Source organism: Aromatoleum sp. (assembly GCF_036675785.1).
Taxonomy (GTDB): domain Bacteria; phylum Pseudomonadota; class Gammaproteobacteria; order Burkholderiales; family Rhodocyclaceae; genus Aromatoleum.
In genome coordinates this window covers 56215-80523 of sequence record NZ_JAKFEF010000074.1, presented here as the reverse complement: position 1 = coordinate 80523, position 24309 = coordinate 56215, and the positions used below count along the sequence as shown (strand labels likewise).

At 66.6% G+C, this 24309-nt stretch carries 24 protein-coding genes; 18 read left to right on the top strand and 6 right to left on the bottom strand.

The features are described from left to right. The first annotated feature begins 8 nt into the window (after positions 1–8). Positions 9–734, top strand: coding sequence for a DNA polymerase III subunit epsilon (gene dnaQ, locus V6M37_RS15995; RefSeq protein WP_332674974.1), 726 nt, complete (start codon positions 9–11; stop codon positions 732–734). A gap of 135 nt (positions 735–869) precedes the next feature. Here the strand turns inward: dnaQ and V6M37_RS15990 are convergent, their stop codons facing one another. Then, positions 870–1625 (bottom strand): fused MFS/spermidine synthase, encoded by a 756-nt coding sequence (locus V6M37_RS15990; RefSeq protein WP_332674972.1) that lies wholly within the window; start codon positions 1623–1625, stop codon positions 870–872. Further along, the gene (mutS, locus tag V6M37_RS15985; RefSeq protein WP_332674970.1) at positions 1622–4243 is read right to left on the bottom strand and encodes a DNA mismatch repair protein MutS; all 2622 of its coding nucleotides are present in this window, start codon (positions 4241–4243) and stop codon (positions 1622–1624) included. The genes V6M37_RS15990 and mutS overlap by 4 nt, the downstream gene beginning before the upstream one ends. Positions 4244–4695: 452 nt before the next feature. Between mutS and V6M37_RS15980 the strand changes: the two genes are divergently transcribed. The 3 genes from V6M37_RS15980 to norV all read left to right on the top strand — a co-directional run bounded on the left by V6M37_RS15980 (position 4696) and on the right by norV (position 8735). Further along, the gene (locus V6M37_RS15980) at positions 4696–5319 is read left to right on the top strand and encodes an MlaC/ttg2D family ABC transporter substrate-binding protein (RefSeq protein ID WP_442881022.1); all 624 of its coding nucleotides are present in this window, start codon (positions 4696–4698) and stop codon (positions 5317–5319) included. Positions 5320–5658: 339 nt separating this feature from the next. After that, positions 5659–5988: a hypothetical protein gene (locus V6M37_RS15975; RefSeq protein WP_332674967.1), complete on the top strand. Its 330-nt coding sequence runs from the start codon at positions 5659–5661 to the stop codon at positions 5986–5988. Positions 5989–6068: 80 nt separating this feature from the next. Continuing rightward, the gene (gene norV / locus V6M37_RS15970) at positions 6069–8735 is read left to right on the top strand and encodes an anaerobic nitric oxide reductase flavorubredoxin (protein ID WP_332674966.1); all 2667 of its coding nucleotides are present in this window, start codon (positions 6069–6071) and stop codon (positions 8733–8735) included. 186 nt (positions 8736–8921) lie between these two features. Here the strand turns inward: norV and V6M37_RS15965 are convergent, their stop codons facing one another. Then, positions 8922–10262 carry a sigma-54 interaction domain-containing protein gene (locus tag V6M37_RS15965; protein WP_332674964.1) on the bottom strand — a complete coding sequence of 447 codons (1341 nt, stop codon included), beginning with the start codon at positions 10260–10262 and terminating at the stop codon, positions 8922–8924. A 196-nt stretch (positions 10263–10458) separates the two neighbouring features. On the opposite strand from V6M37_RS15965, the gene V6M37_RS15960 reads away from it, so the two are divergent. From V6M37_RS15960 to V6M37_RS15945, 4 genes are read left to right on the top strand one after another with little or no spacing between them, the layout of a single operon-like run. After that, on the top strand, positions 10459–10989 hold the full coding sequence (locus tag V6M37_RS15960; RefSeq protein WP_332674962.1) for a cytochrome C oxidase subunit II: 531 nt from the start codon (positions 10459–10461) through the stop codon (positions 10987–10989). A gap of 14 nt (positions 10990–11003) precedes the next feature. Beyond that, positions 11004–12491 (top strand): cbb3-type cytochrome c oxidase subunit I, encoded by a 1488-nt coding sequence (locus V6M37_RS15955; RefSeq protein ID WP_332674960.1) that lies wholly within the window; start codon positions 11004–11006, stop codon positions 12489–12491. Positions 12492–12499: 8 nt separating this feature from the next. Further along, a complete protein-coding gene (locus tag V6M37_RS15950; protein WP_332674958.1) occupies positions 12500–13114 on the top strand; it encodes an SCO family protein in 615 nt (204 codons plus the stop codon). Further along, positions 13114–13755 carry a hypothetical protein gene (locus V6M37_RS15945; protein WP_332674957.1) on the top strand — a complete coding sequence of 214 codons (642 nt, stop codon included), beginning with the start codon at positions 13114–13116 and terminating at the stop codon, positions 13753–13755. Before V6M37_RS15950 ends, V6M37_RS15945 begins: the two co-directional genes overlap by 1 nt. Before the next feature lie 35 nt (positions 13756–13790). Here the strand turns inward: V6M37_RS15945 and V6M37_RS15940 are convergent, their stop codons facing one another. Further along, positions 13791–13937: a hypothetical protein gene (locus tag V6M37_RS15940; RefSeq protein ID WP_332674956.1), complete on the bottom strand. Its 147-nt coding sequence runs from the start codon at positions 13935–13937 to the stop codon at positions 13791–13793. 22 nt (positions 13938–13959) lie between these two features. After that, positions 13960–14220 (bottom strand): KTSC domain-containing protein, encoded by a 261-nt coding sequence (locus tag V6M37_RS15935; protein ID WP_332674954.1) that lies wholly within the window; start codon positions 14218–14220, stop codon positions 13960–13962. Between the two features lie 257 nt (positions 14221–14477). On the opposite strand from V6M37_RS15935, the gene V6M37_RS15930 reads away from it, so the two are divergent. From V6M37_RS15930 to arsB, 5 genes are read left to right on the top strand one after another with little or no spacing between them, the layout of a single operon-like run. Next, a complete protein-coding gene (locus V6M37_RS15930; RefSeq protein WP_332674953.1) occupies positions 14478–14852 on the top strand; it encodes an ArsR/SmtB family transcription factor in 375 nt (124 codons plus the stop codon). Beyond that, a complete protein-coding gene (locus tag V6M37_RS15925; RefSeq protein ID WP_332674952.1) occupies positions 14849–15328 on the top strand; it encodes an arsenate reductase ArsC in 480 nt (159 codons plus the stop codon). Before V6M37_RS15930 ends, V6M37_RS15925 begins: the two co-directional genes overlap by 4 nt. A 27-nt stretch (positions 15329–15355) precedes the next feature. Further along, positions 15356–15706, top strand: coding sequence for an arsenite efflux transporter metallochaperone ArsD (arsD, locus tag V6M37_RS15920; RefSeq protein WP_332674951.1), 351 nt, complete (start codon positions 15356–15358; stop codon positions 15704–15706). A gap of 11 nt (positions 15707–15717) precedes the next feature. Further along, the gene (gene arsA, locus V6M37_RS15915) at positions 15718–17490 is read left to right on the top strand and encodes an arsenical pump-driving ATPase (protein ID WP_332675013.1); all 1773 of its coding nucleotides are present in this window, start codon (positions 15718–15720) and stop codon (positions 17488–17490) included. Between the two features lie 22 nt (positions 17491–17512). Continuing rightward, positions 17513–18655 (top strand): ACR3 family arsenite efflux transporter, encoded by a 1143-nt coding sequence (gene arsB, locus V6M37_RS15910; protein ID WP_332674950.1) that lies wholly within the window; start codon positions 17513–17515, stop codon positions 18653–18655. A gap of 217 nt (positions 18656–18872) precedes the next feature. On the opposite strand, the gene V6M37_RS15905 is transcribed toward arsB, so the two are convergent. Continuing rightward, positions 18873–19679 (bottom strand): inositol monophosphatase family protein, encoded by an 807-nt coding sequence (locus V6M37_RS15905; RefSeq protein ID WP_332674949.1) that lies wholly within the window; start codon positions 19677–19679, stop codon positions 18873–18875. 78 nt (positions 19680–19757) lie between these two features. Between V6M37_RS15905 and V6M37_RS15900 the strand changes: the two genes are divergently transcribed. The 5 genes from V6M37_RS15900 (at position 19758) to V6M37_RS15880 (ending at position 24300) form a co-directional block, all read left to right on the top strand. After that, entirely contained in the window at positions 19758–20486 is a 729-nt protein-coding gene (locus tag V6M37_RS15900) for an RNA methyltransferase (protein ID WP_332674948.1), read from the top strand. A 52-nt stretch (positions 20487–20538) separates the two neighbouring features. Beyond that, positions 20539–21306 carry a serine O-acetyltransferase gene (cysE, locus tag V6M37_RS15895; RefSeq protein WP_332674947.1) on the top strand — a complete coding sequence of 256 codons (768 nt, stop codon included), beginning with the start codon at positions 20539–20541 and terminating at the stop codon, positions 21304–21306. A gap of 113 nt (positions 21307–21419) precedes the next feature. Further along, positions 21420–21902, top strand: a complete 483-nt coding sequence (gene iscR / locus V6M37_RS15890) for a Fe-S cluster assembly transcriptional regulator IscR (protein WP_332674946.1) — start codon at positions 21420–21422, stop codon at positions 21900–21902. A 9-nt stretch (positions 21903–21911) separates the two neighbouring features. Next, entirely contained in the window at positions 21912–23066 is a 1155-nt protein-coding gene (locus V6M37_RS15885) for a cysteine desulfurase family protein (RefSeq protein ID WP_332674944.1), read from the top strand. Positions 23067–23088: 22 nt separating this feature from the next. Beyond that, positions 23089–24300: an IscS subfamily cysteine desulfurase gene (locus tag V6M37_RS15880; RefSeq protein WP_332674943.1), complete on the top strand. Its 1212-nt coding sequence runs from the start codon at positions 23089–23091 to the stop codon at positions 24298–24300. Positions 24301–24309: the final 9 nt, after the last annotated feature.

Sequence of the window (24309 nt, the reverse complement as noted above, 5' to 3'; positions counted from 1 at the left end):
GGAAATAGATGAGACAGATCGTTCTCGACACCGAAACCACCGGCCTCGATTGGCGCAACGGCGACCGCGTCATCGAGATCGGCTGCGTCGAATTGCTGAACCGCAACCTGACGGGGCGGCATTTCCACGTCTATATCAATCCAGAACGCGGCATCGACGCCGAGGCGATCGCGGTGCACGGGATCACCGAGGAGTTCCTCGCCGACAAACCGAAGTTCCGCGACGTCGCCGACGACTTCGCCGACTTCGTGCGCGACGCCGAGCTGATCATCCACAACGCGAGCTTCGACGTCGGCTTCCTGAATCACGAGCTTTCGCTGCTCGGTCGCAACAGCCTCGATGCGCTGTGCGGCAACGTCGTCGACACGCTGAAGATGGCGAAGGAGCAGAACCCGGGCAAGAAGGCTTCGCTCGACGCGCTGTGCGACCGCCACGAGATCGACAACGCGTCGCGCACCTTGCACGGCGCGCTGCTCGACGCGGAGCTGCTCGCCGACGTCTACCTCGCGATGACGCGCGGCCAGGAGAGCCTGATCATCGCGCTCGAAGAACCGGCGCCCGGCAGCGCGGAAGCGGGCGGGGCGCAGTTCGAGCGGCCGCCGCTGAAGGTGCTGCGGGCGAGCGCCGACGAGCTCGCCGAGCACGATCGCGTGTTGGGCGACATCGCGAAGGCGACGAAGGGGATCTGCCTGTGGCAGGAGCCGGTGCGGGAGACCGTCGCTCCGGCCGCCTGAATCCGTCGCATCCGCCGGCGAGCCGCTGCGGTCGCCGGCACTCTCCGGCTCCGTCGCAGCAATCAACCTTTTGCCCGGGTGCCGTGCCCGAGAGGCGCCGACTTTCCGCCGTGGCCCCTCCGCCGACGGCGTCGCTCAGAGGACGAGCTGTCCCCCGGGCAGGCTGCCCGCCTGCTCGAGCCGGGTGACGGTTGCCCGCAGGTCGAGGCCGGTCTTCTCCTTCAGCGCTTGCGCGCGGTCCCGCAGCTCCGACACTGGAATCGAAATCCGCTCGCCGGCCGCGGCGAAGGCGACGACATTGCCGCTGTCGCACGACGGAAACGCGAGCGCGCGGCCGTCGAACGCGGTGAGGATGCGCTCGACGCTCGCCCGGAAACCGCGCGAGCGGCCGAAGAGGTTCGCGGACATCAGACCCGTGTCCGACAGGCGCGAGCGCACGTTCTGGTAGAACGGCGCGGTATCGAGCTTGCCCGCCCGCGCGTTGCGATCGAAGCCGTCGACCAGCACGAGGTCGAACGGCCGGTCGGATTCCTCTACGTATTTCGCGCCGTCGCCGACGTGAATCGCGAAGCGCGCGTCCTCGTCGGGAAGCCGGAAGAACTGCCGCGCCGCCGCGACGACGGCCGGCGCGATCTCGACGACCTGCATCTCGGTCTGCGGACAGTGCCGGTGGAGGAAGCGCACGAGCGACGCGGCCCCGAGGCCGATGACGAGCGCGTTGCGCGGCCAGCTTTCGGCGTCGCGCAGAAGCAGTCCGCTCATCATCTCCCGCGTGTAGGCGAGCTCGAGCGCATGGGGCCGGCGGATGCGCATCGCGCCCTGGACCCATTCGGAGCCGAAGTGAAGGTAGCGGACGCCCGCGCTTTCGCTGATGTCGATCGGGGTGCTCATGGGGCCATGCGCTTGAGCGCGTACAGATGTTCGAGGGCTTCGCGCGGCGACAGCGAATCCGGGTCGAGTTCGCCGAGCACGATCAGGGCCGGGTGCGCCGGCGCTTCGGATTCGGGCTCCGGCAACGACGCGAAGAGGTCCGGCTGCGGACCGTTGCCGACTTCGCGGTTCTCGAGCGCACGCAGCCGCCGCTTCGCGTCGCGGATCACCGAGCCGGGAATGCCGGCGAGCGCCGCGACCTCGATGCCGTAGCTCTGGCTCGCCGGGCCTTCCTCGACCGCGTGCAGGAAGACGATGCGATGGCCGTGCTCGACCGCGTCGAGGTGCACGTTCGCGCACTCCGGGTAATCGCTGTTGAGCCGCGTCAGTTCGAAGTAGTGCGTCGAGAACAGCGTGAGGCAGCGGTTCTTGTCGAGCAGGTGGCGGGCGATCGCGAACGCGAGCGCGAGGCCGTCGAACGTCGACGTGCCGCGGCCGATCTCGTCCATCAGCACGAGGCTCTGCTCGGTCGCGCCGTGCAGGATCGCGGACGCCTCCGTCATCTCGACCATGAAGGTCGACCGCCCCGACGCGAGATCGTCGGAGGCGCCGATACGCGTGTAGATCGCGTCGAGCGGGCCGATGCGCGCGGCCTTCGCCGGGACGAACGCGCCGACGTGCGCGAGCAGCGCGATCAGGGCGATCTGGCGCATGAACGTCGATTTGCCGCCCATGTTCGGTCCGGTGATCATCAGCATCCGCCGCGTCGGCGCGAGCACGCAATCGTTCGCGATGAAATCCTCGACCTGCCGTTCGACGACCGGATGGCGACCGGCGGTGATGTCGATGCCCGGCTGCTCGGAGAACTGCGGGCAGACGTAGCCGAAGCGCAGCGCGGCCTCCCCGAATGCGCCGAGCCCGTCGAGGCACGCGAGCGCGCGGGCGATCCGCTGCAGCGTCGGGATGTGCGTCACGAGCTGCTCGAGCAGGACGTCGTAGAGCAGCTTCTCGCGCGCAAGCGCCCGCTCCTGAGCCGACAGCGCCTTGTCCTCGAAGGCTTTCAGCTCGGGCGTGATGTAGCGCTCGGCGTTCTTCAGCGTCTGCCGGCGCCGGTAGTCGTCCGGCACGCGCTCGGCGTTCGCGCGGCTCACCTCGATGTAGAAGCCGTGGACCTTGTTGAACTCGACCTTGAGGTTCGCGATGCCGCTGCGCTCGCGCTCGCGCGTTTCGAGCGCGAGCAGGAAATCGCCGCAGTTCGACTGGATGCCGCGCAGCTCGTCGAGCTCGCCGTCGAAGCCGGCCGCGATGACGCCGCCGTCGCGCACGGCCGCGGCCGGTTCAGGCGCAACCGCGCGGACGAGCAGGTCGACCGCGTCCTGCGGCACGTCGAGCGCCGCCGCCAGTCCGGCGAGCAGCGCCCCCTGCGGGCGGGCGAGTACGGTGTGAAGTTCGGGCAGGCGCACGAGGCTGTCACGCAGCGCGGCGAGATCGCGCGGGCGGGCGCTGCGCAGTGCGATTCGCGCAGTGATCCGGTCGACGTCGGCAACCCCGCGCAGCGCGGCGCGCACCTCTTCGAGAATCCGCATGCCGCCGCCGAAACCGGACGCCCCGGCCTCGACCCCGATCAGCTCGCCGACCGCGACGTGCCGCGCGCTCGCGAGCGAGCGGTCGCGCAGCGGGTGATGCAGCGCCTGCCGCAGCCAGCGCGTGCCCATGCTCGTGACGCAGAAGTCCAGCAGCGACAGCAGCGTCGGCGACGCCTCGCCGCGCAGCGTCTCGGTCAGCTCGAGATTGCGCCGGGTCGCAGCATCGAGCCGCAGAAATTCCGCTTCGCGCTCGACCTTGATCCCGGTGACGTGTTCGAGGCTCTGGCGCTGCGTCGCGCGCGCGTAATCGAACAGCACGGCCGCGGCCGACAGCGCCACCGGCATCGCCTCGACGCCGAAGCCCGCGAGGTCGCGCGTGCGGAAGTGCGCGGTGAGCAGCCGCTCGCCGGTTTCCGCGTCGAACTGCCACTCGGCGAGCCGGCGGAGCACCGGCGACAGCGTCTCGACGAGCGGCAGCGCGAGCCCGTCCGGCACCAGCACCTCGGCCGGGCGCAACCGCTCGAACTGCGCCTGGAGGGATTCGGACGGACATTCCAGGATGCGGAAGTCGCCGTTCGCGAGGTTCAGCCACGCAAGACCGAGAACGCCGCGATGCAGGTTCGCCGCGAGCAGCAGCGAATCCGCGCGGTCGTCGAGCAGCGCCGCATCGGTCAGCGTGCCAGGTGTGACGATGCGGCTCACCGCACGCTCCATCGGGCCCTTCGTCATCGCCGGATCGCCGACCTGCTCGGCGATCACGACCGACTCGCCGAGCTTGACGAGCCGCGCGAGGTACTGCTCGAGCGCATGAAACGGCACGCCCGCCATCCGGATCGGCTTGCCCGCCGACTGCCCCCGCGTCGTCAGCGTGATGTCGAGCAGCCGCGCCGCCTTCTCCGCATCGTCGAAGAACAGCTCGTAGAAGTCGCCCATCCGGTAGAAGAGGAGGGTGTCGGAGTGCTGCGCCTTGATGCGCAGGTACTGCTGCATCATCGGCGTGTGCCCCTCGAGCGCCTGGGCGGATGACGGTCTGCCGGGAAAAATATCGTTCATTCCGAGGTCTGTACTGCTATTGAGGCGGAAGCCCGCCCGCTTGGACGGCGAGGGCGATATTGTATTCGAAGGGAGGCAGTCGGCCCGCGACAATCCCGTCCGCCAGCAGCGCGCAACCAGCGATCCTTGCGGCGGAAGGTGCTGCGCTTTTCCGCCCTGCGGAGCGTGCGGACCCTGCCGCCGCTGGCACCCCCCTGTTCAGATGAACGTTCAATTTGAACGTTCATCTCCTGGCGGTCCCGTCGTTCATTGGACGTCAAACATTCACATTCCCTGGTCGAACAGCGACTTGCGCAAGCTGGCATACATCTCGCTTCGACGTATTGCGCCGCGATGGTTTCGCTGTAAAGCGGCAACGGGCCGGGCCCAGGGAATTCCCGGCGGTCGAAAACTCTTATTTGCCGACAGGATCGAGGCGTATCTCCGCCCGAATCCGGTCGATCAGGAAAATCATGAAATCCGCGTTTATTGCTCTATGTTTCTCCGTGCTGACGTTGCTGCCTTTCGGCGTTTCGGCGAACGGGCCGGCTCCCGATGAATTGATCGGCGAACTCTGTGAGGAGGTCGTGGAAATTCTGCGGACCAATAAGCCGGCGCGCAGCGGTGACACGGCGGGCACGGTGCGGCTCGTTCAAGAGGCGGTCCTGCCGCATTTCAACTTCCGGCGAATGACGATGCTTGCCGTCGGGCGCGACTGGCGCTCGGCGACGCCCGAGCAGCAGAAGCGGCTGACGGATGCGTTTTACGGAATGCTCACCCGGACTTATTCGAACGCGCTGACGCAGTATCGGGATCAGACGGTCGCCGTGCGCCCGTCGCGGGTCGATCCATCCGAGAAGACCGCGCGGGTCCAGACCGAAATTCAGCAGCCGGGAGGCCAGCCGATCTCCGTCGATTACGTCCTCGAGCTGCGCCCGGACGGCTGGAAAATATTCGATATCGTCGTCGCCGGAGTCAGCTTGGTGACGAACTATCGCGGGACTTTCGCGCGCGAAATCAGCCTCGGCGGAATCGATGGTTTGATCGATTCGCTGGAGACGAAGGAACGCCTGGTCGCCCGCGCGACGCAGTCCTGAATAAGCGGTCGTTCAATTATTGCAATCGACAGCCGTAAAACTATTCGGATATATCCGTATCTCCGACGCTGGCAGTTCTTCTTTTCCACCGGATCGGCCCTTTTTCGAATCGAGAATTCCCCGTTTTTTGGGTGAGTTCTCGATTTTCTTTTATTGTTGTTTGCAATGGTGAAATTCGCTCGAATTCCCTTGCGCTTACGATGGATATATCAAATTCGCGCAAACTAACATAAATCAAGTTTTGCATTCATCTTCGCGCCTAGACTGAATACCGATGCAATTGAAACGCATCCGTCGGATTTAAATCACGGCAATTGCCAAACCAATCAGGAGATGAAAATGCAGAAGCAAATCAGGAACATCGTTATCGGGCTGGTCGCTGCTCTCGGGACCTCGTTCGCAGTCGCCGATTCCGCGCCAAAATCGGCGTCGAACGTGACGAACGCGGCCGAACATGCCCACGTTGCGTCTGCTCCGGCCAAAGCAGAGCAAAGCTTTTCGACCGCGGAGTGGCGCTATGTCGGCGGCGAACCCGGATGGATTCACGAAGTCGGGAACCGGGGCAGCCAAGCCGGAAAGAGCCGCGCTGAAGTCCGCAATGAACTCGTTGAATTTCAACTCAACCCGGGTGCGCAAGTGCGTCATCTGAGCCTTTATATCCGCGGATGATCGACAGCCGATCGCGTTTCCCAGATCGAAGCGCCTCCTGTCCGAGGCGCGAATACCGTCTTTGAAATCAGGAGTGCCAAATGTCGTTTGCGGTAAAAAGCAATATCACCTGGGTCGGCAAGCAGGATTGGGAGTTGCGCGAATTCCACGGATCGGAATATTCGACGCACAAGGGCTCGAGCTATAACAGCTATCTCGTACGCGAAGAAAAGGTCGCGTTGATCGACACCGTCTGGACGCCGTACGCGCAGGAATTCGTCGATAACCTAGAGCGCGAAATCGACCTCGACAAGATCGATTACATCATCGCGAACCACGCCGAAATCGACCACAGCGGGGCATTACCCGCACTGCTCGCGAGGATTCCGGGCACGCCGGTCTATTGCACCGAGAACGGCGTCAAATCGCTGAAGGGGCACTTCCACAAGGACTGGAACTTCCAGGTCGTCAAGACCGGGGACACGCTCGACCTCGGCAACGGCAAGCAACTGGTCTTTGTCGAAGCGCCCATGCTGCACTGGCCGGACAGCATGATGACCTACCTCGCGGGCGACGCGGTGCTGTTCAGCAATGACGCCTTCGGTCAGCACTACGCCAGCGAACAGATGTTCAACGACCTCGTCGATCAGGAGGAGTTGCGCGCCGAGTGCCTCAAGTACTACGCGAACATCCTCACGCCGTTCAGCTCGCGCGTGACGGCGAAGATTCACGAGGTGCTGTCGTTCAATCTGCCGCTCGAGATGATCTGCACCGCGCACGGAATCATCTGGCGCGACAATCCGGCGCAGATCGTCGAGCAATATCTGGCGTGGGCGGACGACTACCAGGAAAACCAGATCACGCTGGTCTACGACTCGATGTGGAACGGCACGCGCAATATGGCGGAGGCGATCACGAAGGGCATCCGCCAGGAAGATCCCTCGGTCGAGGTCAAGATGTTCAACCTCGCGAACACCGACAAGAACGACGTGCTGACGCAGGTGTTCAAGTCGAAGGGCATCCTCGTCGGCTCGCCGACGGTCAACAACGGCATGCTGCCGCAGGTCGCGGCGCTGCTCGAGGAACTGCGCGGGCTGCGCTTCCGCGGCAAGCACGCGGCGCCATTCGGCGCGCACGGCTGGGCGGGCGGTGCGGTGGACCGGATCGGACAGCGGCTCGAAGAGGCGGGTTTCGCGGTCACGGGCGGAATCGAGGCGCTGTGGAAGCCGACCGAAGGGGCGCTGGAGGAATGCCTCGCGTTCGGCCGCGATATTGCGCGCCAGTGGCGCGGAGAGTGGGAAGCGGTGGAAACCCCCGCACGAGACCAAGCCCCGTCGATCAAGCGGCCCGCGGCGCCGAAGCGCATGGATCCGAAACCCGCCGCGGCACCAGCGAAAACCCCAATTGCCGCAGCCGTCGAAGGGTCGATGCGCTGCAGGACCTGCGGCTGGATCTACGATCCGGCGAAAGGCGAAGCGGGGCAGGGCGTGCACGCCGGGACGCCGTGGTCGGAGGTGCCGGAGACTTTCCTGTGCCCCGAGTGCCTGCTCGGCAAGTCGGAATTCGACCCGCTGAATGTTCACGGAAACATCGCGAGCCAAGTGTCCGCCGACCGCGACCTGCAACCCGCGCCGGTCGTGATCGTCGGCGGCGGCAGCGCCGCGTACCAGCTGGTGCGCGCGTTCCGCGCCCAGGATGCGGACACGCCGGTGCTCGTGATCACCGCCGACGCCGGAGCGGACTACCCGAAGCCGCAGCTGGTCCACGGCTTCAGCCGCAAGCTCGGCCCGTCGGATCTCGTGCAGCGCACGCCGGAGCAGATCTCGCTTGAGTTCAACATCACGATCCGGGCGCATACGCAGGTCGACGCGATCGATCCCGACAACAAGACGATCCGCTTCGACGACGAAATCCAGCCGTACCGTGATCTCGTCCTCGCGCTCGGAGCGGATCCGTGGATTCCGCCGCTGCAGGGGAGCGCCGCCGGCCGCGTGATCACGCTGAACAACCTCGCGGATTACGAGACGTATCTGCAACAGCTCTCGCAGGGCGAGCGCGTGCTCGTGATCGGCGCCGGCCTCACCGGCACCGAAGTCGCGCTGGACCTCGCGGAAAGCGGGCTGCAGGTGCGGCTCACCGACGTCGCACCGCGCACGCTCGCGAAACTGCTGCCGGACTTCGTCAGTAGCGAACTGGAAACCCGGCTCGCGCAGAAAGGATGCCGGCTGCACCTCGGCGAGAGCATCGCGCGGATCGATTCGAGCGCCGGCGGCATCGTCGTGCAGCTTTCCAACGGGGAAAGCTTCGAGGTCGATACTGTCGTCGCGACCGCGGGATTGCGACCGCGGATCGAGCTCGCTCGCGACGCGGGTCTCGACGTGAATCGCGGCGTCAAGGTCAACCTGCAGCTGCAGACGAGCAACGCGCATATCTACGCGCTCGGCGACTGCGCCGAGATCGAAGGGATGGTGCTGCCGTTCATGCGTCCGCTGTCGCTGTCGGCGCAGGCGCTGGCGAAGACCCTCGCCGGCGAGAGCACGGCGCTACGCCTGCCGGCGATGCCGACGATGGTGAAGACCCCGGCGCTTCCAATCCAGGTCGGGGGCGTCACGGTCGCGGACGGTCTGCAGTGGGCGGTCGATTCGGACGAAACCGGCCTGACCGGCACGGCGCTCGACGATGACGGCCGGCTGGTCGGATACGTCGTGACTGGGCAGCATGTCGGCAAGGGGATGGCGCTGCTGCAGCAACTGCCGGCGCTGCTCTAAGCCAGTGACCTTGCTGTCACCCCGGGCTCGGCGGCATTCGAACCCCGGGCGACGGCAAGCGTGACGACGATTGGGAAGGGAGTTGCGCCGCCGCGGTGAAAGTCGCGGCGGCGTCGTTTTAATACCCGCTCAATGATCGCGCGGCCGCGCGAGTTGCTAGCGCCTGCACGCGCCGTCCCCGAACGCTCACATCTGATTGAGCCGCTTCCACAAGGTCGTGCGCGACATTCCCAGGCGGCGGGCAGCTTCGGCACGGTTTCCGCCCGATTCCGCGAGCACGCGCAGGATTTCCCGGCGCTCGTCTCCCTCGGTCGCGGGCGGCGTGTAGTAGCGCGTCACCGGGCGCGGTACCGCCCTGCGGTCGGGCGTTGCGATCGTCGCCTCGGGGGGCAGATGCCCGGGGAGGATCAACGCGCCATCGGAATTCACGACCGCGTATTCGAGCGAATTGAAGAGCTGGCGCACATTGCCCGGCCACGAGAACGACTCCATCTCGGTGATCGCCTCCGGCGACAGGCGCAGGTCCGGGCGGCGGTAGCGTTCCGCCAGCTCGCGCAGCAGCGTGCTGGCGAGCAGCGCGATGTCTTCGCGCCGCTCGCGCAGGGCCGGCACGTGCAGCGGCAGCACGTGCAGGCGGTAGTAAAGGTCCTCCCGGAACTCGCCCCGGGCGACCATGGCGGCGAGGTCGCGGTGCGTCGCCGCGACGACGCGCACGTCGACCTTGCGCGGCAGGTTTTCGCCGACGCGCACGATCTCGCGCTCCTGTAGCACGCGCAGCAGCTTCGTCTGCGTCGCCGGCGAGATTTCGCCGATCTCGTCGAGCAGCAGCGTGCCGCCGTGGGCCGCCTCGAAGCGCCCCGGCCGCGCAGCGGTCGCGCCCGAAAACGCGCCCTTCGCGTGGCCGAACAGCTCGGTCTCCAGCAGGTTCTCCGGCAGCGATGCGCAGTGCACCGCGATGTACGCGCCTTTCGCGCGCGTGGAGTTGTCGTGCAAGGCGCGGGCGACGAGTTCCTTGCCGACGCCGCTCTCGCCGGTGACCAGCACGTTCGCCTCGCTCCCTGCGACGCGCAGCACCTTCTGGTAGAAGTCCTGCATCGCGCGGCTGCGGCCCGTCAATCCGCCGAGTTGCCAGCGGTCGCGCACTTCGGCTTCGAGTTCGACCTCACGCGAGCGGTCGCGCAGGACGATCGCGCAGTACAGCCCGGCGTCGTTCTCCGGCAGCAGCATCGCCCACATGCGCAGCGGGACATCCCGGCCCTCCGGGGACTTCAGCACGATGTCCTGGATCTTGCCGGCTTCGCCCTGCTCGGGCGTCAGCGAGCAGGATCCGCGCGCGACGCACGCACGCGCGCAGGGCGTGCCGGAAAAAAGTGTCGGACACAGTTCGTCGGCGACGCGCTGGGCGTCGACGCCGATCATGCGCGCCGCTGCGCTGTTGATTTCGAGCACGCGGCGGGCGGCGTCGAGGAACATCACGCCTTCCTCAAGACTGTCGAGAAACACCCCCAGCGTCGTCAGACACGGCATCCACACTCCCCCTTGCGTTCAGATTGAACGTTCGCGATGAACGTTCAATCGCGATACGAAACTTATTTGAACAGCCGCAGGCGGATGCAAAAATGATGGGCATCAAGCGGTTAGAGGAAATGGCACGGAGCTCGCTCTGTACAGGTCGGGGGGACGCACCGTCCCGACGAAAACCGCATGGACAGGAGACCTCACCGTGCAAACAATCGCCTGGCAAATATCGCTCGTGCTGATGGCGTTCGTGGCATTTGGATTCGCGTTCGTCGCAATCCGTTCCGGACGCCGCGAAGACGACTACGCGCCGTTGCAAAAGCGGGCCTATCGCCTGCGCACCCGGCTGTTCTGGGTGGTGGTGCTGGCGTTCGCGCCGGCGATGATCTACACGCTGTTCGAGCTTCCGTACGGCGCGACCTATGCTTCGCCCGGTTCCGGGTCGGTGCAGATCGTCGAGGCGACCGGTCATCAGTGGCGCTGGGAGTTGAGCCGGGACCGCGTCGTGGCGGGACAACCGGTCGAGTTCCGCGTTAGCAGCGCCGACGTCAATCACAGCTTCGGCATCTACGACGCGAACCTCCATCTGGTCGCACAGACGCAGGCGATGCCCGGCTACATCAACACGCTGCGCCACACCTTCAGCGAGGAGGGCACTTACCGGATCCTCTGCATGGAGTACTGCGGCCTCGCGCACCACAACATGCTGGCCGAGATCCACGTCGGCGGCCAATAACGGAGGAGACGAACGTGGCGACCTACACATACGAACACATCCCCGACCACGGGGCGAAGACCGGCGTGCTGGCCTATCTGGCGACGTCGGCCGCCGTGCTGCTGCTGATGATGGTCTTCGGCCTGCTGATGCGGCTGGAACAGGCGCAGTGGATCTCGATCGGCGCGCTGCGCTTCTACGAACTGATGACGCTCCACGGCGCCGGTATGGTCGGCATCGCGGCGATTGCCGGCGCGGCCATCATGTGGCACTTCCTGCGCCAATACGTCGACGTGTCGCAGCGCATCTTCGTCGCGAACCTCGTGCTGTTTCTCGGCGGGGTCGGGATGATCCTCGGCAGCGTGCTGCTCGGGCATTTCCACGGCGCCTGGACTTTCCTGTATCCGCTGCCCGGCAAGTCGATGGGGACCTGGACCACCGGTGCCGCCGCGCTCTTCATGGGCGGGTTGCTCGTGATCGGCGTCGGCTTCGTGCTGTTCCACCTCGACGTCGCCCGTGCGATCGTCGCGCGCTACGGCAACTTCGCGCGCGCGCTCGGCTGGCCGCAGCTCTTCGGCCACGACGACGGCAAGGCGCCGCCGCCGACGGTCGTCGCATCGACGATGGTCACGATCGTTAACCTCGTCGGCCTCGTCGTCGGCGCGAGCATCCTGACGATGATGCTGGTGAACCTCTACGTGCCGGGCTTCGACATCGACCCGCTGCTCGCGAAGGGGATGATCTATTTCTTCGGCCACGTCTTCATCAACGCGACGATCTACATGGCGGTGATCGCGGTCTACGAGATCCTGCCGCGCTACACGCATCGGCCGTGGAAGTCTAACAAGGTGTTCCTCGCGTCGTGGACCGCGTCGACGCTGATGGTGATGTTCATCTTCCCGCACCACCTGCTGATGGACTTCGCGTTCCCGAAGTGGATGCTGGTGATGGGCCACATCATCGGCTATCTCAACACGGTGCCGATCCTGATCGTCACCGGCTATGGCGCGCTGATGATCATCTATCGCTCGGGCATCCGCTGGGACATGGCGTCGAAGCTGCTGTTCCTGTCGCTGTTCGGCTGGGCGGCGGGCGCGATGCCGGCGTTCATCGACGGCACGATCACCGTCAATTACGTGATGCACAACACGCTGTGGGTGCCGGGCCATTTCCACACCTATCTGCTGCTCGGGATGGTGACGATGGTGTTCGGCTTCATGTACTACCTCGGCAAGCCGGACCACGAAGCCGATGACCGCCTCATCGACCGCGTCGCGTTCTGGCTCTTCGTGTCGTCGGTGCTCGGTTTCACGATGAGCTTCCTGTATTCCGGCAAGGAAAGCGTCGCGCGGCGCTACGCGGTGCATCTGCCCGAATGGCTGCCGTACGACCGCATCGCGTCGGTGTTCGCAATGCTGGTCATCGCGTCGTCGCTGCTCTTCGTCGTGCGCTTCTTCTCGCGCATCCGGCTCGCGCACCGCGACTACCAGCGGGCGTCGGTGCCCGGCGGCGCTCTCGCCTGAAGGTCGCGATGAGCACGATCGTCCGCGGTATCGTCTCGACGGCGCTCGTCGTCGCGTGCGGCACCGCGGCGTTCTGGTGGGGCACCGACGGCTTCAGCGCGTACACCGCAGAAGCCGCGCGGCGAGCCGATATCCTGCGCGCGCCGCGCCCCGTGCCGACGGTCGAGCTCGAAGACCAGGACGGCCGCCGCTTCCGCCTCGACGACTACCGCGGGCGGCTGCTCGCGGTCGAGTTCATCTACACCCGCTGCATGACCGTCTGCCGCAGCCTCGGCGTCGCGTTCCGGCAGATCCGCGATGCCGTCCCGCCCGAGTCGCTGGGGCGCGACTTCGCGCTGCTCAGCATCAGCTTCGACCCGGAGCGCGACGACCCGGCGAGCCTGAAGGCGTACGGCCGCAACTTCGGCGCCGACGGCGAGCACTGGCGGCTCGCGCGCGTGCGCGACGCGGCCGAGCTCACGGCGCTGCTCGATGCGTTCGGCGTCGTCGTGATCCCCGACCGCTTCGGCGGCTTCGAGCACAACGCGGCGATCCATCTCGTCGGGCGCGACGGGCGGCTGGTCGAGATCAGCGACCTCGACCAGCCGCTCGCCTTCGCCGGCAAGGTGCGGGAGAAGCTGTGATGCGGACCGGCGGCCGACGTCGGCACCTCGCCTGCGCCGCTGGCGCGCTGTATCTGCTGCTCGCGACGCCGCCCGCGCGCGCATGGCTCGAAGCGACGATGAGCGGCCACATGCTGGTGCAGATCCCGGTCCTCGCCGCGCTCGGTTTCGTCGCGTGCCGCCTGCTGCCCGAGCGCACGCAGGACACGCTGCTCGAATGGGCCGGCGGCGTCGTTCCGTGCGTGCTGCTCGCGACTTTCGCGTCGAGCTACTGGATGTTGCCGCGCGCGCTCGACGACGCGCTCGCAAGCGCCGCGGTCGAAGCCGCGAAATTCGTCAGTCTGCCGGTGCTCGTCGGCCTCCCGCTCGCACTCGCGTGGCACCGCCTCGGCACGATCGGACGCGGTTTCGTCTGGACGAACTTCTTCAGCATGCTCGCCGTCCTCGGCTGGCTCTACATCGCCGCGCCGGTTCGCGTGTGCAACAGCTATCTCGTCGACCAGCAGGAGAGCGCCGGCTGGCTGATGGTTCAGCTCGCGGTGCTGATGTTCCTCGGCTGGCTCGGCTCGCTGTTCGTCGGCGGGAAAGGCGGCGCGGCAGCCTCGGCGCAGATGTCGCAACAGGGCGGCAGCGCTGCCGATACGGATGCCGCGCGCGAGTAGGGCGGCGCGACGCCTTGCGCGGCGCCCGTTCGGATCTATTCCTTGGCCTGGTACGAGGTCGAGCCGTCCATCACGTAGATGCCGCCGTCGTCGCGATTCCTCGCCACGCTCGCGCGTCCCGCACGCGTGAATCCGGCACGGAACGGACAAGATTTCGGATGCTCTGCGGATACGCCGGACACGTCCGTGCCCCGCGCACGATCGCTATTTCCCGAACAGATCGTCCAGCGGGTTGGACTTCTTTTCGCCGCTTGCCGCGACCTTGCGGCCCGGAAAATCCTCTTCGACGTTGTCGCGGTAGTAGCTCCACGCCGAGCCGGAGCTCGACAGCCGCCGCCAGATCTCTTCCCCGACGCCGCTGTAGTCAATCAGGCTCCCGTCGTCGAGCTCGACGCGCAGGATGCGCTGGCGCGCGTCGTAGCCGATTGCGCGCAACTTCCCCGAACTGATGCGTTTCATGTCCATCGCAGGCTCCCGTTGTTCGCCGCCGTCCGTGCACCATTGGCGCCGCACGCGAAAGTCTAGGCCGGCTTCGCCGTGTCCCGCACCTCGCCGGCGACGCGGATTCAGGCAGAGGGCCGCAGCGCGCGGGGCAGGCGGCCACCGAAAGTCGTCGCGACGCTCGGCGATCCCATCCACGCACGACTGGCCGGCGAAATCACCGATTGACCGCTCGACAGGCCGACCATACAATCCTTCCAAAATTGTCGAAGAGTGGAAGGATGGACCAGAAAGCCGCGCTTGCCGTATTCGAGAGCCTGTCGTCGGGCGTGCGTCTGGACGTGTTCCGGCTGCTCGTGAAGGCCGGGCCACCGGGCCTCGTCGCGGGGGAGATCGCGGCTGCGCTCGACATCGCGCCGAGCAGCCTGTCGTTTCACCTGCGCACGCTGACGCAATCCGGACTCCTCGACGTCGAGCAGGAAGGGCGCTTCCAGCGCTATCGCGCAAGCCTCGGGGTGATGGCGGAGGTGATCGGCTTCCTGACCGAGAACTGTTGCGGCGGTCTGCCCGACGGTTGTCCCGGCAGCCGCGATGTCGTGTCGCGCCTACCGGGCTGCAAGGATTCGGCCTGCTCCGAGGCGGCGGCCGAACGATGAACGTTTTGTTCCTTTGCACCGGCAATTCGTGCCGCTCGATCCTCGCCGAGGCGATTTTCAATGCGCTCGCACCGGAAGGCATGCGGGCGACGAGCGCCGGCAGCCATCCGGCCGGCTACGTGCATCCGCGCTCGCTGGCGCTGCTTGAGCGCGAAGGCATCGCGACGGTCGGCCTGCACAGCAAATCGTGGGACGAGTTGCCCGGCGTGCCGGATCTCGTCATCACCGTCTGCGCAAGCGCCGCCGGCGAAACCTGTCCGGTCTATCTCGGTTCGGCGCGTCGTGTGCACTGGGGTGTCGCCGACCCTGCGAAGGCGTCTGGCGGCGAAGCCGAGATCGACGCCGCGTTCGGACACGCCTATCGCGTGCTGCGCGCGCGCATCGAAGCGTTTCTGGCCTTACCCGAAAACCTGGCTCGACGCGATCCGGCCGCCTTTCAGGCGGAACTCGAACGCATCGGCCGTCTCTCCGCGTGACCCGCAATCCAACCTGAGGAAACCCCCATGAAAACGATCCAGATCTTTGATCCCGCGCTGTGCTGCAGTTCCGGCGTCTGCGGAGCCGACGTCGACCAGAAGCTCGTCGACGCCGCCGCGGACATCGAATGGGCGAAGAAGGAGGGCATCGCCGTCGAGCGCTTCAACCTCGCACAGCAGCCGACCGTCTTCGCCGAGACGCCGGCCGTGAAGGCGTTCCTCGAACGCTCGGGCGCGGACGCGCTGCCGCTGGTGCTGGTCGACGGCGAAGTGGCACTCGCCGGCCGTTACCCGACCCGCGACGAACTCTCCCGCTGGGGCGCGAAGACGCTGTCGCCGCGCCCGGCGGCGAGCCAGTGCTGCGGCCACTGCTGCTGAGCCAGCGCACGATGCTCTTTCTCGATGGCGCGCCGCGCTACCTGTTCTTCACCGGCAAGGGCGGCGTCGGCAAGACCTCGCTCGCGTGCGCGACCGCGGTCCGGCTTGCCGGCGCCGGTCGGCGCGTGCTTCTCGTCAGCACTGATCCGGCCTCCAACGTCGGGCAGGTGTTCGGGCAGACGATCGGCAACCGGGTGACGCGGCTCGCCGCCGTCGAGGGTCTGTCCGCGCTCGAAATCGATCCGCAGGCCGCCGCACAGGCGTACCGGGACCGCATCGTTGGCCCGGTGCGCGGCGTGCTGCCGGACGACGTCGTGCGCGGCATCGAGGAGCAACTGTCGGGCGCGTGCACGACCGAGATCGCCGCGTTCGACGAATTCACCGGCCTGCTCACCGACGCGAAGCTGACCGAAGGTTTCGACCACGTGATCTTCGACACCGCGCCGACGGGCCATACGATCCGGCTGCTGCAACTGCCGGGGGCATGGTCGGGTTTCCTCGACGCCAATCCCGACGGCGCGTCCTGCCTCGGCCCGCTCGCCGGGCTCGAGAAGCAGCGCGAGCAGTATCGCGCGGCAGTCTCGGCGCTCGCCGATCCCGAGCGGACCCGGCTCGTGCTCGTCGCGCGCGCCCAGTCATCGACGCTGCGGGAAGTCGCGCGCACCCACCACGAACTCGCGGCGATCGGCCTCACGCGCCAGTTCCTCGTCATCAACGGCGTCCTGCCGGCCGTCGATGGCGATGAAGACTCACTCGCCGCAGCTGTGCGCCGCCGCGAACGCGCCGCACTCGACGCGGTGCCGGACGTGCTGCGCGGTCTGCCGACCGATCTCGTGCCGCTGATGCCGTTCAACCTCGTCGGTCTTCCGGCGCTGCGCGCGCTGCTCGGCGACATCGACGCGACCGGCGGCGCGGCGCCCGAACCGGAGTCGCAGCGCCCGAGTCTGCCGACTCTCGCCGGCCTCATCGACGAGTTGGCCGCCGACGGCCACGGCCTCGTGATGCTGATGGGCAAGGGCGGGGTCGGCAAGACGACGCTCGCCGCCACGGTTGCGACGGAACTCGCGGCGCGCGGCTTCCCGGTCCATCTGACGACCTCGGACCCGGCGGCGCATCTGGCCGAAACGCTCGAAGGCTCGCTCGAGAACCTGACCGTCAGCCGCATCGACCCGCACGCGGAAACCGAGCGCTACCGTCAGCACGTGCTCGACACCAAAGGCAAGGACCTCGATGCGCAGGGCCGCGCACTTCTGGAAGAAGACCTGCGTTCGCCGTGCACCGAGGAGATCGCGGTATTCCAGGCGTTCTCGCGGATCATCCGCGAGGCCGGGCGCAAGTTCGTCGTCATGGACACCGCGCCGACGGGGCACACACTGCTGCTGCTCGACGCGACCGGCGCGTATCACAAGGAGATCGCGCGCCACATGGACAAGAGCGGTGTCGCGCACTTCACGACGCCGATGATGCAGTTGCAGGACCCGGCGCAGACGAAGGTGCTGCTGGTGACGCTCGCCGAGACGACGCCGGTGCTCGAGGCGGCGAACCTGCAGGCGGACCTGCGTCGCGCCGGCATCGAGCCGTGGGCGTGGATCATCAACAACAGCCTCGCGGCGACGCCGACGACGTCGCCGATCCTGCGCCGCCGCGCGCAACAGGAATGGCCGCAGATCGAAGCCGTCCGCGAACACCACGCGAGGCGCATCGCGCTGGTCCCGATGCAGGCCGACGAGCCGGTCGGCATCGAACTGCTGCGCGCGCTTGCCGAAGGCGTTGCGGTCCGCTGAAACCGCGAAAAGGAAGACGACGATGACCGTGCAGTGCGAAGTCACGGCGAAGCGCGCCGCGGCGGCCCCGATGAGCGTGTTCGAGCGCTATCTCACCGTCTGGGTGTTCCTGTGCATCGTCGCGGGGATCGGCCTCGGCCAGTGGTTGCCCGATCTGTTCCGGGCGGTCGGGCGCATGGAGATCGCGCAGGTGAATCTGCCGGTCGGCCTGCTGATCTGGATCATGATCATTCCGATGCTGATGAAGGTCGACTTTGGCGCGCTGCACGAGATTCGCGGCCACGTGCGCGGCATCGGTGTCACGCTGTTCGTGAACTGGCTCGTGAAACCGTTCTCGATGGCGCTGCTCGCGTGGATCTTCATCCGCGAGCTGTTCGCGCCGTGGCTGCCCGCCGAGCAGATCGACAGCTACGTCGCCGGGCTGATCCTGCTCGCGGCCGCGCCGTGCACCGCGATGGTGTTCGTCTGGAGCCGGCTCACCGATGGCGATCCGATCTTCACGCTGTCGCAGGTCGCGCTCAACGACACGATCATGGTGTTCACGTTCGCGCCGATCGTCGGCCTGCTGCTCGGGATCTCGGCGATCACCGTGCCGTGGGACACGCTTTTCACGTCCGTCGTGCTTTACATCGCGATCCCGGTCGCGCTCGCGCAACTGTGGCGCAAGCGCCTCCTCGTGCGCGGGCAGCAAGCGTTCGACGCGGCGATGGCGCGGATCGGGCCGTGGTCGATCGGCGCGCTGCTGCTCACTCTGGTGCTGCTGTTCGCATTCCAGGGCGATGCGATCCTCGCGCAGCCGATGATCATCGCGCTGCTCGCGGTGCCGATCCTGATCCAGGTGTTCTTCAATTCCTCGCTCGCCTACCTGCTCAACCGCGCGCTCGGCGAGAAGCACCGCGTGGCGTGCCCGTCGGCGCTGATCGGGGCGTCGAACTTCTTCGAGCTCGCCGTCGCCGCGGCGATCAGCCTGTTCGGCTTCGAATCAGGCGCCGCGCTTGCGACCGTCGTCGGGGTGCTGATCGAGGTCCCGGTGATGCTGCTCGTCGTGCGCGTGGTCAATGCGAGCAAGGACTGGTACGAAGCCGGCGTCCGACCCGAGGCATCCGCGCCGTCGCTCCCGGGGCGCGGTGCGACAAGGGGAGGCACGCGCAGCGGCGCGCGGTGAGAACGACACCGCTCGCCGCCGCGGCAGGGACGAGTGAAGGGGATGCGCGCCGGGCGACTACGTGCTTGACGCCATGGCCCCCGGAGCGCTCAACGGAAAGGCGGCGCCGTCCGGACGGGCGCCGATTCCCGCGAAACCGGCGCTCCGCGGTAGGAAAAGCGCCCCAAGGACCGTCTGTGAGGAAAGCAGGCGGGAGCGCCTGTCGCTCCGTCCGCGCTCAGGCGCGCAGCGCCGCAGTGCGGTGCGACTGGACGACCGGCAGCAACTGCCCGAAAACCTTCGGCGTGCCCGCGACGACGTTGCCGGTGTCGAGATACGCGCCTTCGCCGGCGAGGTCGCTGACGAGCCCGCCCGCTTCCTGGATCATCAGCGTGCCGGCCGCCATGTCCCACGGCTGCAGGCCGATTTCCCAGAAGCCGTCGAGCCGGCCACAGGCGACGTACGCGAGGTCGAGTGCGGCGGCACCGGGGCGGCGGATGCCGGCGACCTTCTGCGTGAGGTCCTTGAACATCGCGAGATACGCGTCGATGTTGTCGAACTCGCGGTACGGGAAGCCGGTGCCGATCAGCGCTTCGTTCAGCCGCGTCCTTTTCGACACGCGGATGCGGCGGTCGTTGAGGAACGCGCCGCGGCCTTTCGTCGCGGTGAAGAGCTCGTTGCGGGTCGGGTCGTAGATCACCGCCTGCTCGACGACCTTGTTCTTCGCGAGCGCGATCGAGATTGCATATTGCGGAAAGCCGTGGATGAAGTTCGTCGTGCCGTCGAGCGGGTCGATGATCCACTGATATTCGCTGTCGGCCGACTCCGCGGACTCGCCGGACTCCTCTGCTAGAATGCCGTGCTCCGGGTAGGCTTCGCGCAGAACTTCGATGATTGCGGCCTCGGCGGCCTGGTCCACTTCGGTGACGAAATCGTTCGGAGACTTGGTCTGGACCGTCAGGGCGTCCAGTTGCACCGAGGCGCGGTTGATGACGGAACCCGCACGGCGGGCGGCTTTTACTGCGATGGTCAGGGTGGGGTGCATGCGCGTCGGTCTCGCTTGCGGAAGACGCCCGAAGGGGGCTCCGCTTAAGAAAATTCTAAGAAAACACAAGATTTTAATATGAACGGCGACATCGCGCTCGACCGCATCCGCATCGTACTTTCACGTACGAGCCATCCCGGGAACATCGGCGCCGCCGCGCGCGCGATGAAGACGATGGGTCTGACCCGTCTGGTGCTCATCGAACCGGCGTCGTTTCCCGACCCCATCGCCGAGGCGCGCGCGTCCGGCGCGAGCGACATCCTCGAAAACGCCTGCGTCGTCGCTTCGCTCGAAGAAGCACTCGACGGCACGGTGCTGTCGGCGGCGGTCACCGCCCGACGGCGCGAACGTTCGGTGCCCGTGCGCGGCGCTCGCGACGCGGCCCCGGAGCTCGTCGCGTTCGCTGCGTCCGGCGACGTCGCGCTCGTGTTCGGTACCGAAACCAGCGGGCTCACCAACGATGAGGTCGAGCGGTGTTCGATGCCGGTGGCGATTCCGGCGAATCCCGCGTTTTCATCGCTGAACCTCGGCTCCGCTGTGCAGTTGCTGTGCTACGAACTGCGGATGGCGGCGCTGTCGCCGCCGCCGCCGGCCGAGCCCTTGCCCGACCTCGCGACCTTCGAGGAAATCGAAGGCTTCCATCGCCACCTCGAACGGGCGATGACGGCGAGCGGGTTCTACGATCCGGCCAATCCGAAACGCCTGCTGCAGCGTCTCAGGCGCCTGTTCGGCCGGATCCGGCTCGAGAAAGAGGAAGTAAACATCCTACGCGGCATCGTTGCTGCACTTGAGCGCAAACCCGACTAAACTGGTCGGGCATTAAATCTTCGGTAACAAAGCTTCCGGGAGTAGAAGATCCATGTTCAGCCGCCTGCGCGAAGACCTTGCCAGCGTTCGCGAACGCGACCCCGCCGCACGTTCGACCTGGGAGGTGTTGACGTGTTACCCGGGCGTGCATGCCCTGCTGTTCCACCGTCTCGCGCACGCCGCGTGGACCAAGGAATTGCACTGGGCCGGGCGCTTTGTCAGCCATGTGTCGCGTTTCTTCACCGGGATCGAGATTCACCCCGGCGCGACGATCGGGCGGCGCGTCTTCATCGACCACGGCATGGGCGTCGTGATCGGCGAGACCGCGGAGATCGGTGACGACTGCACGATCTATCAGGGGGTGACGCTGGGCGGCACGTCGCTGTATCGCGGCACGAAGCGCCACCCGACGCTCGGCAAGGGCGTCGTCGTCGGCGCCGGCGCGAAAGTCCTCGGCGGCTTCACGGTCGGAGACGGGGCACGCATCGGCTCGAACGCCGTCGTCGTCAAGCCGGTGCCGACCGGGACCACCGCGGTGGGCAACCCGGCGCGGATCATCGACCCGGAACGCACCGATGCGCGCGACAAGGCCCGGCAGCAGAAGGCCGAGCAGATGGGGTTCTCGGCATACGGCGTTACCAAGCAGATGGACGACCCGATCGCAAAGGCGATGCACGGGCTGCTCGATCACGCGGTGGAAACCGACCGTCGCATCCAGATCCTCGTCGAGCAACTCGAGAAGGCCGGGGTCAGGCTCGATTCGACGGTCGAGAAGAGCGACGAATTCGATGCGCAGCGGCTATCCAAAATGGTGGATTGAGCGGCGTTCAAGGGCTCCGGAGTAGTTGACCGATTTTGTCGGGATCCGTATAGTTGAGCGAAACGTTCGGGTATTGTCCCGGGCGATAACCCTCCGCGATACGAGGAGTCAAAATGAGACTGACCACCAAAGGAAGATTTGCGGTTACGGCGATGATCGATCTGGCGTCGCGCCAGGCTGAAGGCCCGGTGACACTGGCCGGCATCGCGGAGCGGCAGAGCATTTCGCTGTCCTACCTGGAGCAGCTTTTCGGAAAGCTGCGGCGTCACAAGCTGGTGTCGAGCGTTCGCGGCCCGGGCGGCGGCTACCGGCTCGCGCGGGACATGAGCCGGATCACCGTCGCGGACATCATCGTCGCGGTCGATGAGCCGCTCGACGCGACGCAGTGCGGCGGCAAGCAGAACTGTCACGACGAGCAGCGCTGCATGACGCACGATCTGTGGGCGAACCTGAACAAGCGGATGTACGAGTATCTCGACTCCGTCACGCTCGGCGCGCTGGTGAAGCGCGAGGTCCAGGCCGACCCCGACATGAGCGTGCTGAAGGATCTTCGCCGGCGCGCGATGATTTCGGTACGCGAAGTCGCCGCTGCGTAAGACAAGACGATGTTCGCACCCGTCTACCTCGACTGGAACGCGACCGCTCCGCTCGATCCGGCGGTGCGCGAGGCAATGCTGCCCTGGCTCGACAGTCGGTTCGGCAACGCGTCGAGCCGTCACGAGTACGGCCGGCAGGCGAGGGCGGCGATCGACGAGGCGCGGGCGAAAGTCGCGTCGGCGGTGGGTGCGCACGCTACCGAGGTGATCTTCACGAGCTGCGGCTCGGAAGCGAACAATCTTTTCGTCAAGGGCGCCGCGGCGCTGATAAAGCCCGGTGTCGTCGCGATCAGCGCGATCGAACATCCCTGCGTGCGCGAACCCGCGCTGCAGTTGCGGCGCAGCGGCTGGACGGTGCGGGAAATCGCGGTCGATGCGCAGGGCCGGATCCGGCCCGACGACTGGAAAGCGGCGCTCGCCGAGCGTCCGGCGCTGGTTTCGGTGATGGCCGCGAACAACGAGACCGGGGTGCTGCAGGACGTCGCCGCGCTCGCGGCCGAAGCGAAGGCGGCCGGGGCGTGGTTCCACACGGACGCGGTGCAGGCGCTCGGCAAGCTACGGGTCGATTTTCGCGCCCTCGGCGTGCACGCGATGACGCTGTCGGCGCACAAGATCGGCGGCCCGCTCGGCGCCGGGGCGCTGGTGCTCGACAAGCGCGTCGAACTCGCGCCGCTCGTGGCCGGCGGCGGACAGGAGCGCGGGCTGCGATCCGGCACCGAGAACGTCGCCGCGATCGTCGGCTTCGGCGTCGCGTGCGAGCAGGCCGCGGGTCGAGTCGAGACGGAAGCGCGACGGCTGGCCGGCTTGCGCGAGCAGCTCGAAGCGGGCCTCGTCGCGCATGCCATGAAGATTTTCTCGGCCGGCGCGCCGCGCCTGCCAAACACCGTGTTTTTTGCCGCCGAAGGTTTCGACGGCGAGACGCTGGTCGCGAAGCTCGACCGCGCGGGGTATGCGTGCGCGAGCGGCTCGGCGTGTTCGAGCGCGAACCCCGAGCCATCGCATACGCTGCTGGCGATGGGGGTCGAGCGGGATGTCGCGCGCGGCGCGGTCCGGGTCAGCCTCGGCCGGGACACGCAGCAGGGCGACGTCGAAGGATTCCTCGGGACCTTCGGGCGACTGATGCAAGAATTGAATAACCTGACCGCTGTGTCGGTCCAACACTAAAGCAGATCCACGGAGGGACCCGATGCTCAAGTTTCCGATTTACCTGGACTACTCGGCGACGACGCCGGTCGATCCTCGCGTTGCGCAGGCGATGATCCCGTGGCTCACCGAGCACTTCGGCAATCCCGCGAGCCGCTCGCATGCGTACGGGTGGGAAGCGGAGAAGGCGGTCGAGGACGCGCGCGCTCAGATCGCCGCGCTGGTGAACGCCGACCCGAAGGAAATCGTCTGGACGTCGGGCGCGACCGAATCGAACAACCTCGCGATCAAGGGCGCGGCGCAGTTCCACAAGGGCAGGGGCAAGCACATCATCACGGTGAAGACCGAGCACAAGGCCGTCCTCGACACCTTCCGCGAGCTCGAGCGCCAGGGCTTCGAGGCGACCTATCTCGACGTGCAGGAAAACGGCCTCGTCGATCTCGCGCGGCTCAGGGATGCGATCCGTCCCGACACGGTCCTCGTCTCGGTGATGTTCGTGAACAACGAGATCGGCGTCGTCCAGCCGATCGCCGAGATCGGCGAAATCTGCCGCGAGAAGGGCATCGTGTTCCACGTTGATGCCGCGCAGGCGACCGGGAAGGTCGAGATCGACCTCGCGAAGCTGAAGGTCGATCTGATGTCGTTTTCCGCGCACAAGACCTACGGTCCGAAGGGCATTGGCGCGCTGTACGTCCGCCGCAAACCGCGCGCGCGCCTTGAAGCGCAGATGCACGGCGGCGGTCACGAGCGTGGCCTGCGCTCGGGCACGCTCGCGACGCACCAGATTGTCGGCATGGGCGAAGCCTTCCGCATCGCGCGTGAGGAGATGGCGACCGAGAACGAGCGCATCCGCATGCTGCGCGACCGTCTGCTGAAGGGATTGCAGGATATCGAGGCAACCTATGTGAACGGCGACCTCGCGCACCGCGTCCCACACAACCTCAACATCTCCTTCGCCTATGTCGAGGGTGAGTCGCTGATCATGGCGGTCAAGGACATCGCGGTGTCGAGCGGTTCGGCCTGTACCTCCGCGAGCCTCGAACCGTCCTACGTGCTGCGCGCGCTCGGCCGCAACGACGAGCTCGCGCACAGCTCGATCCGCTTCACGATCGGCCGCTTCACGACCGAAGAGGAAGTCGATTACACGGTCGAGCTGTTGCACAAGAAGATCGGCAAGCTGCGCGAGTTGTCGCCGTTGTGGGAGATGTACCAGGACGGCGTGGATCTCGATACGGTGCAGTGGGCCGCCCACTGACAGAGAAGA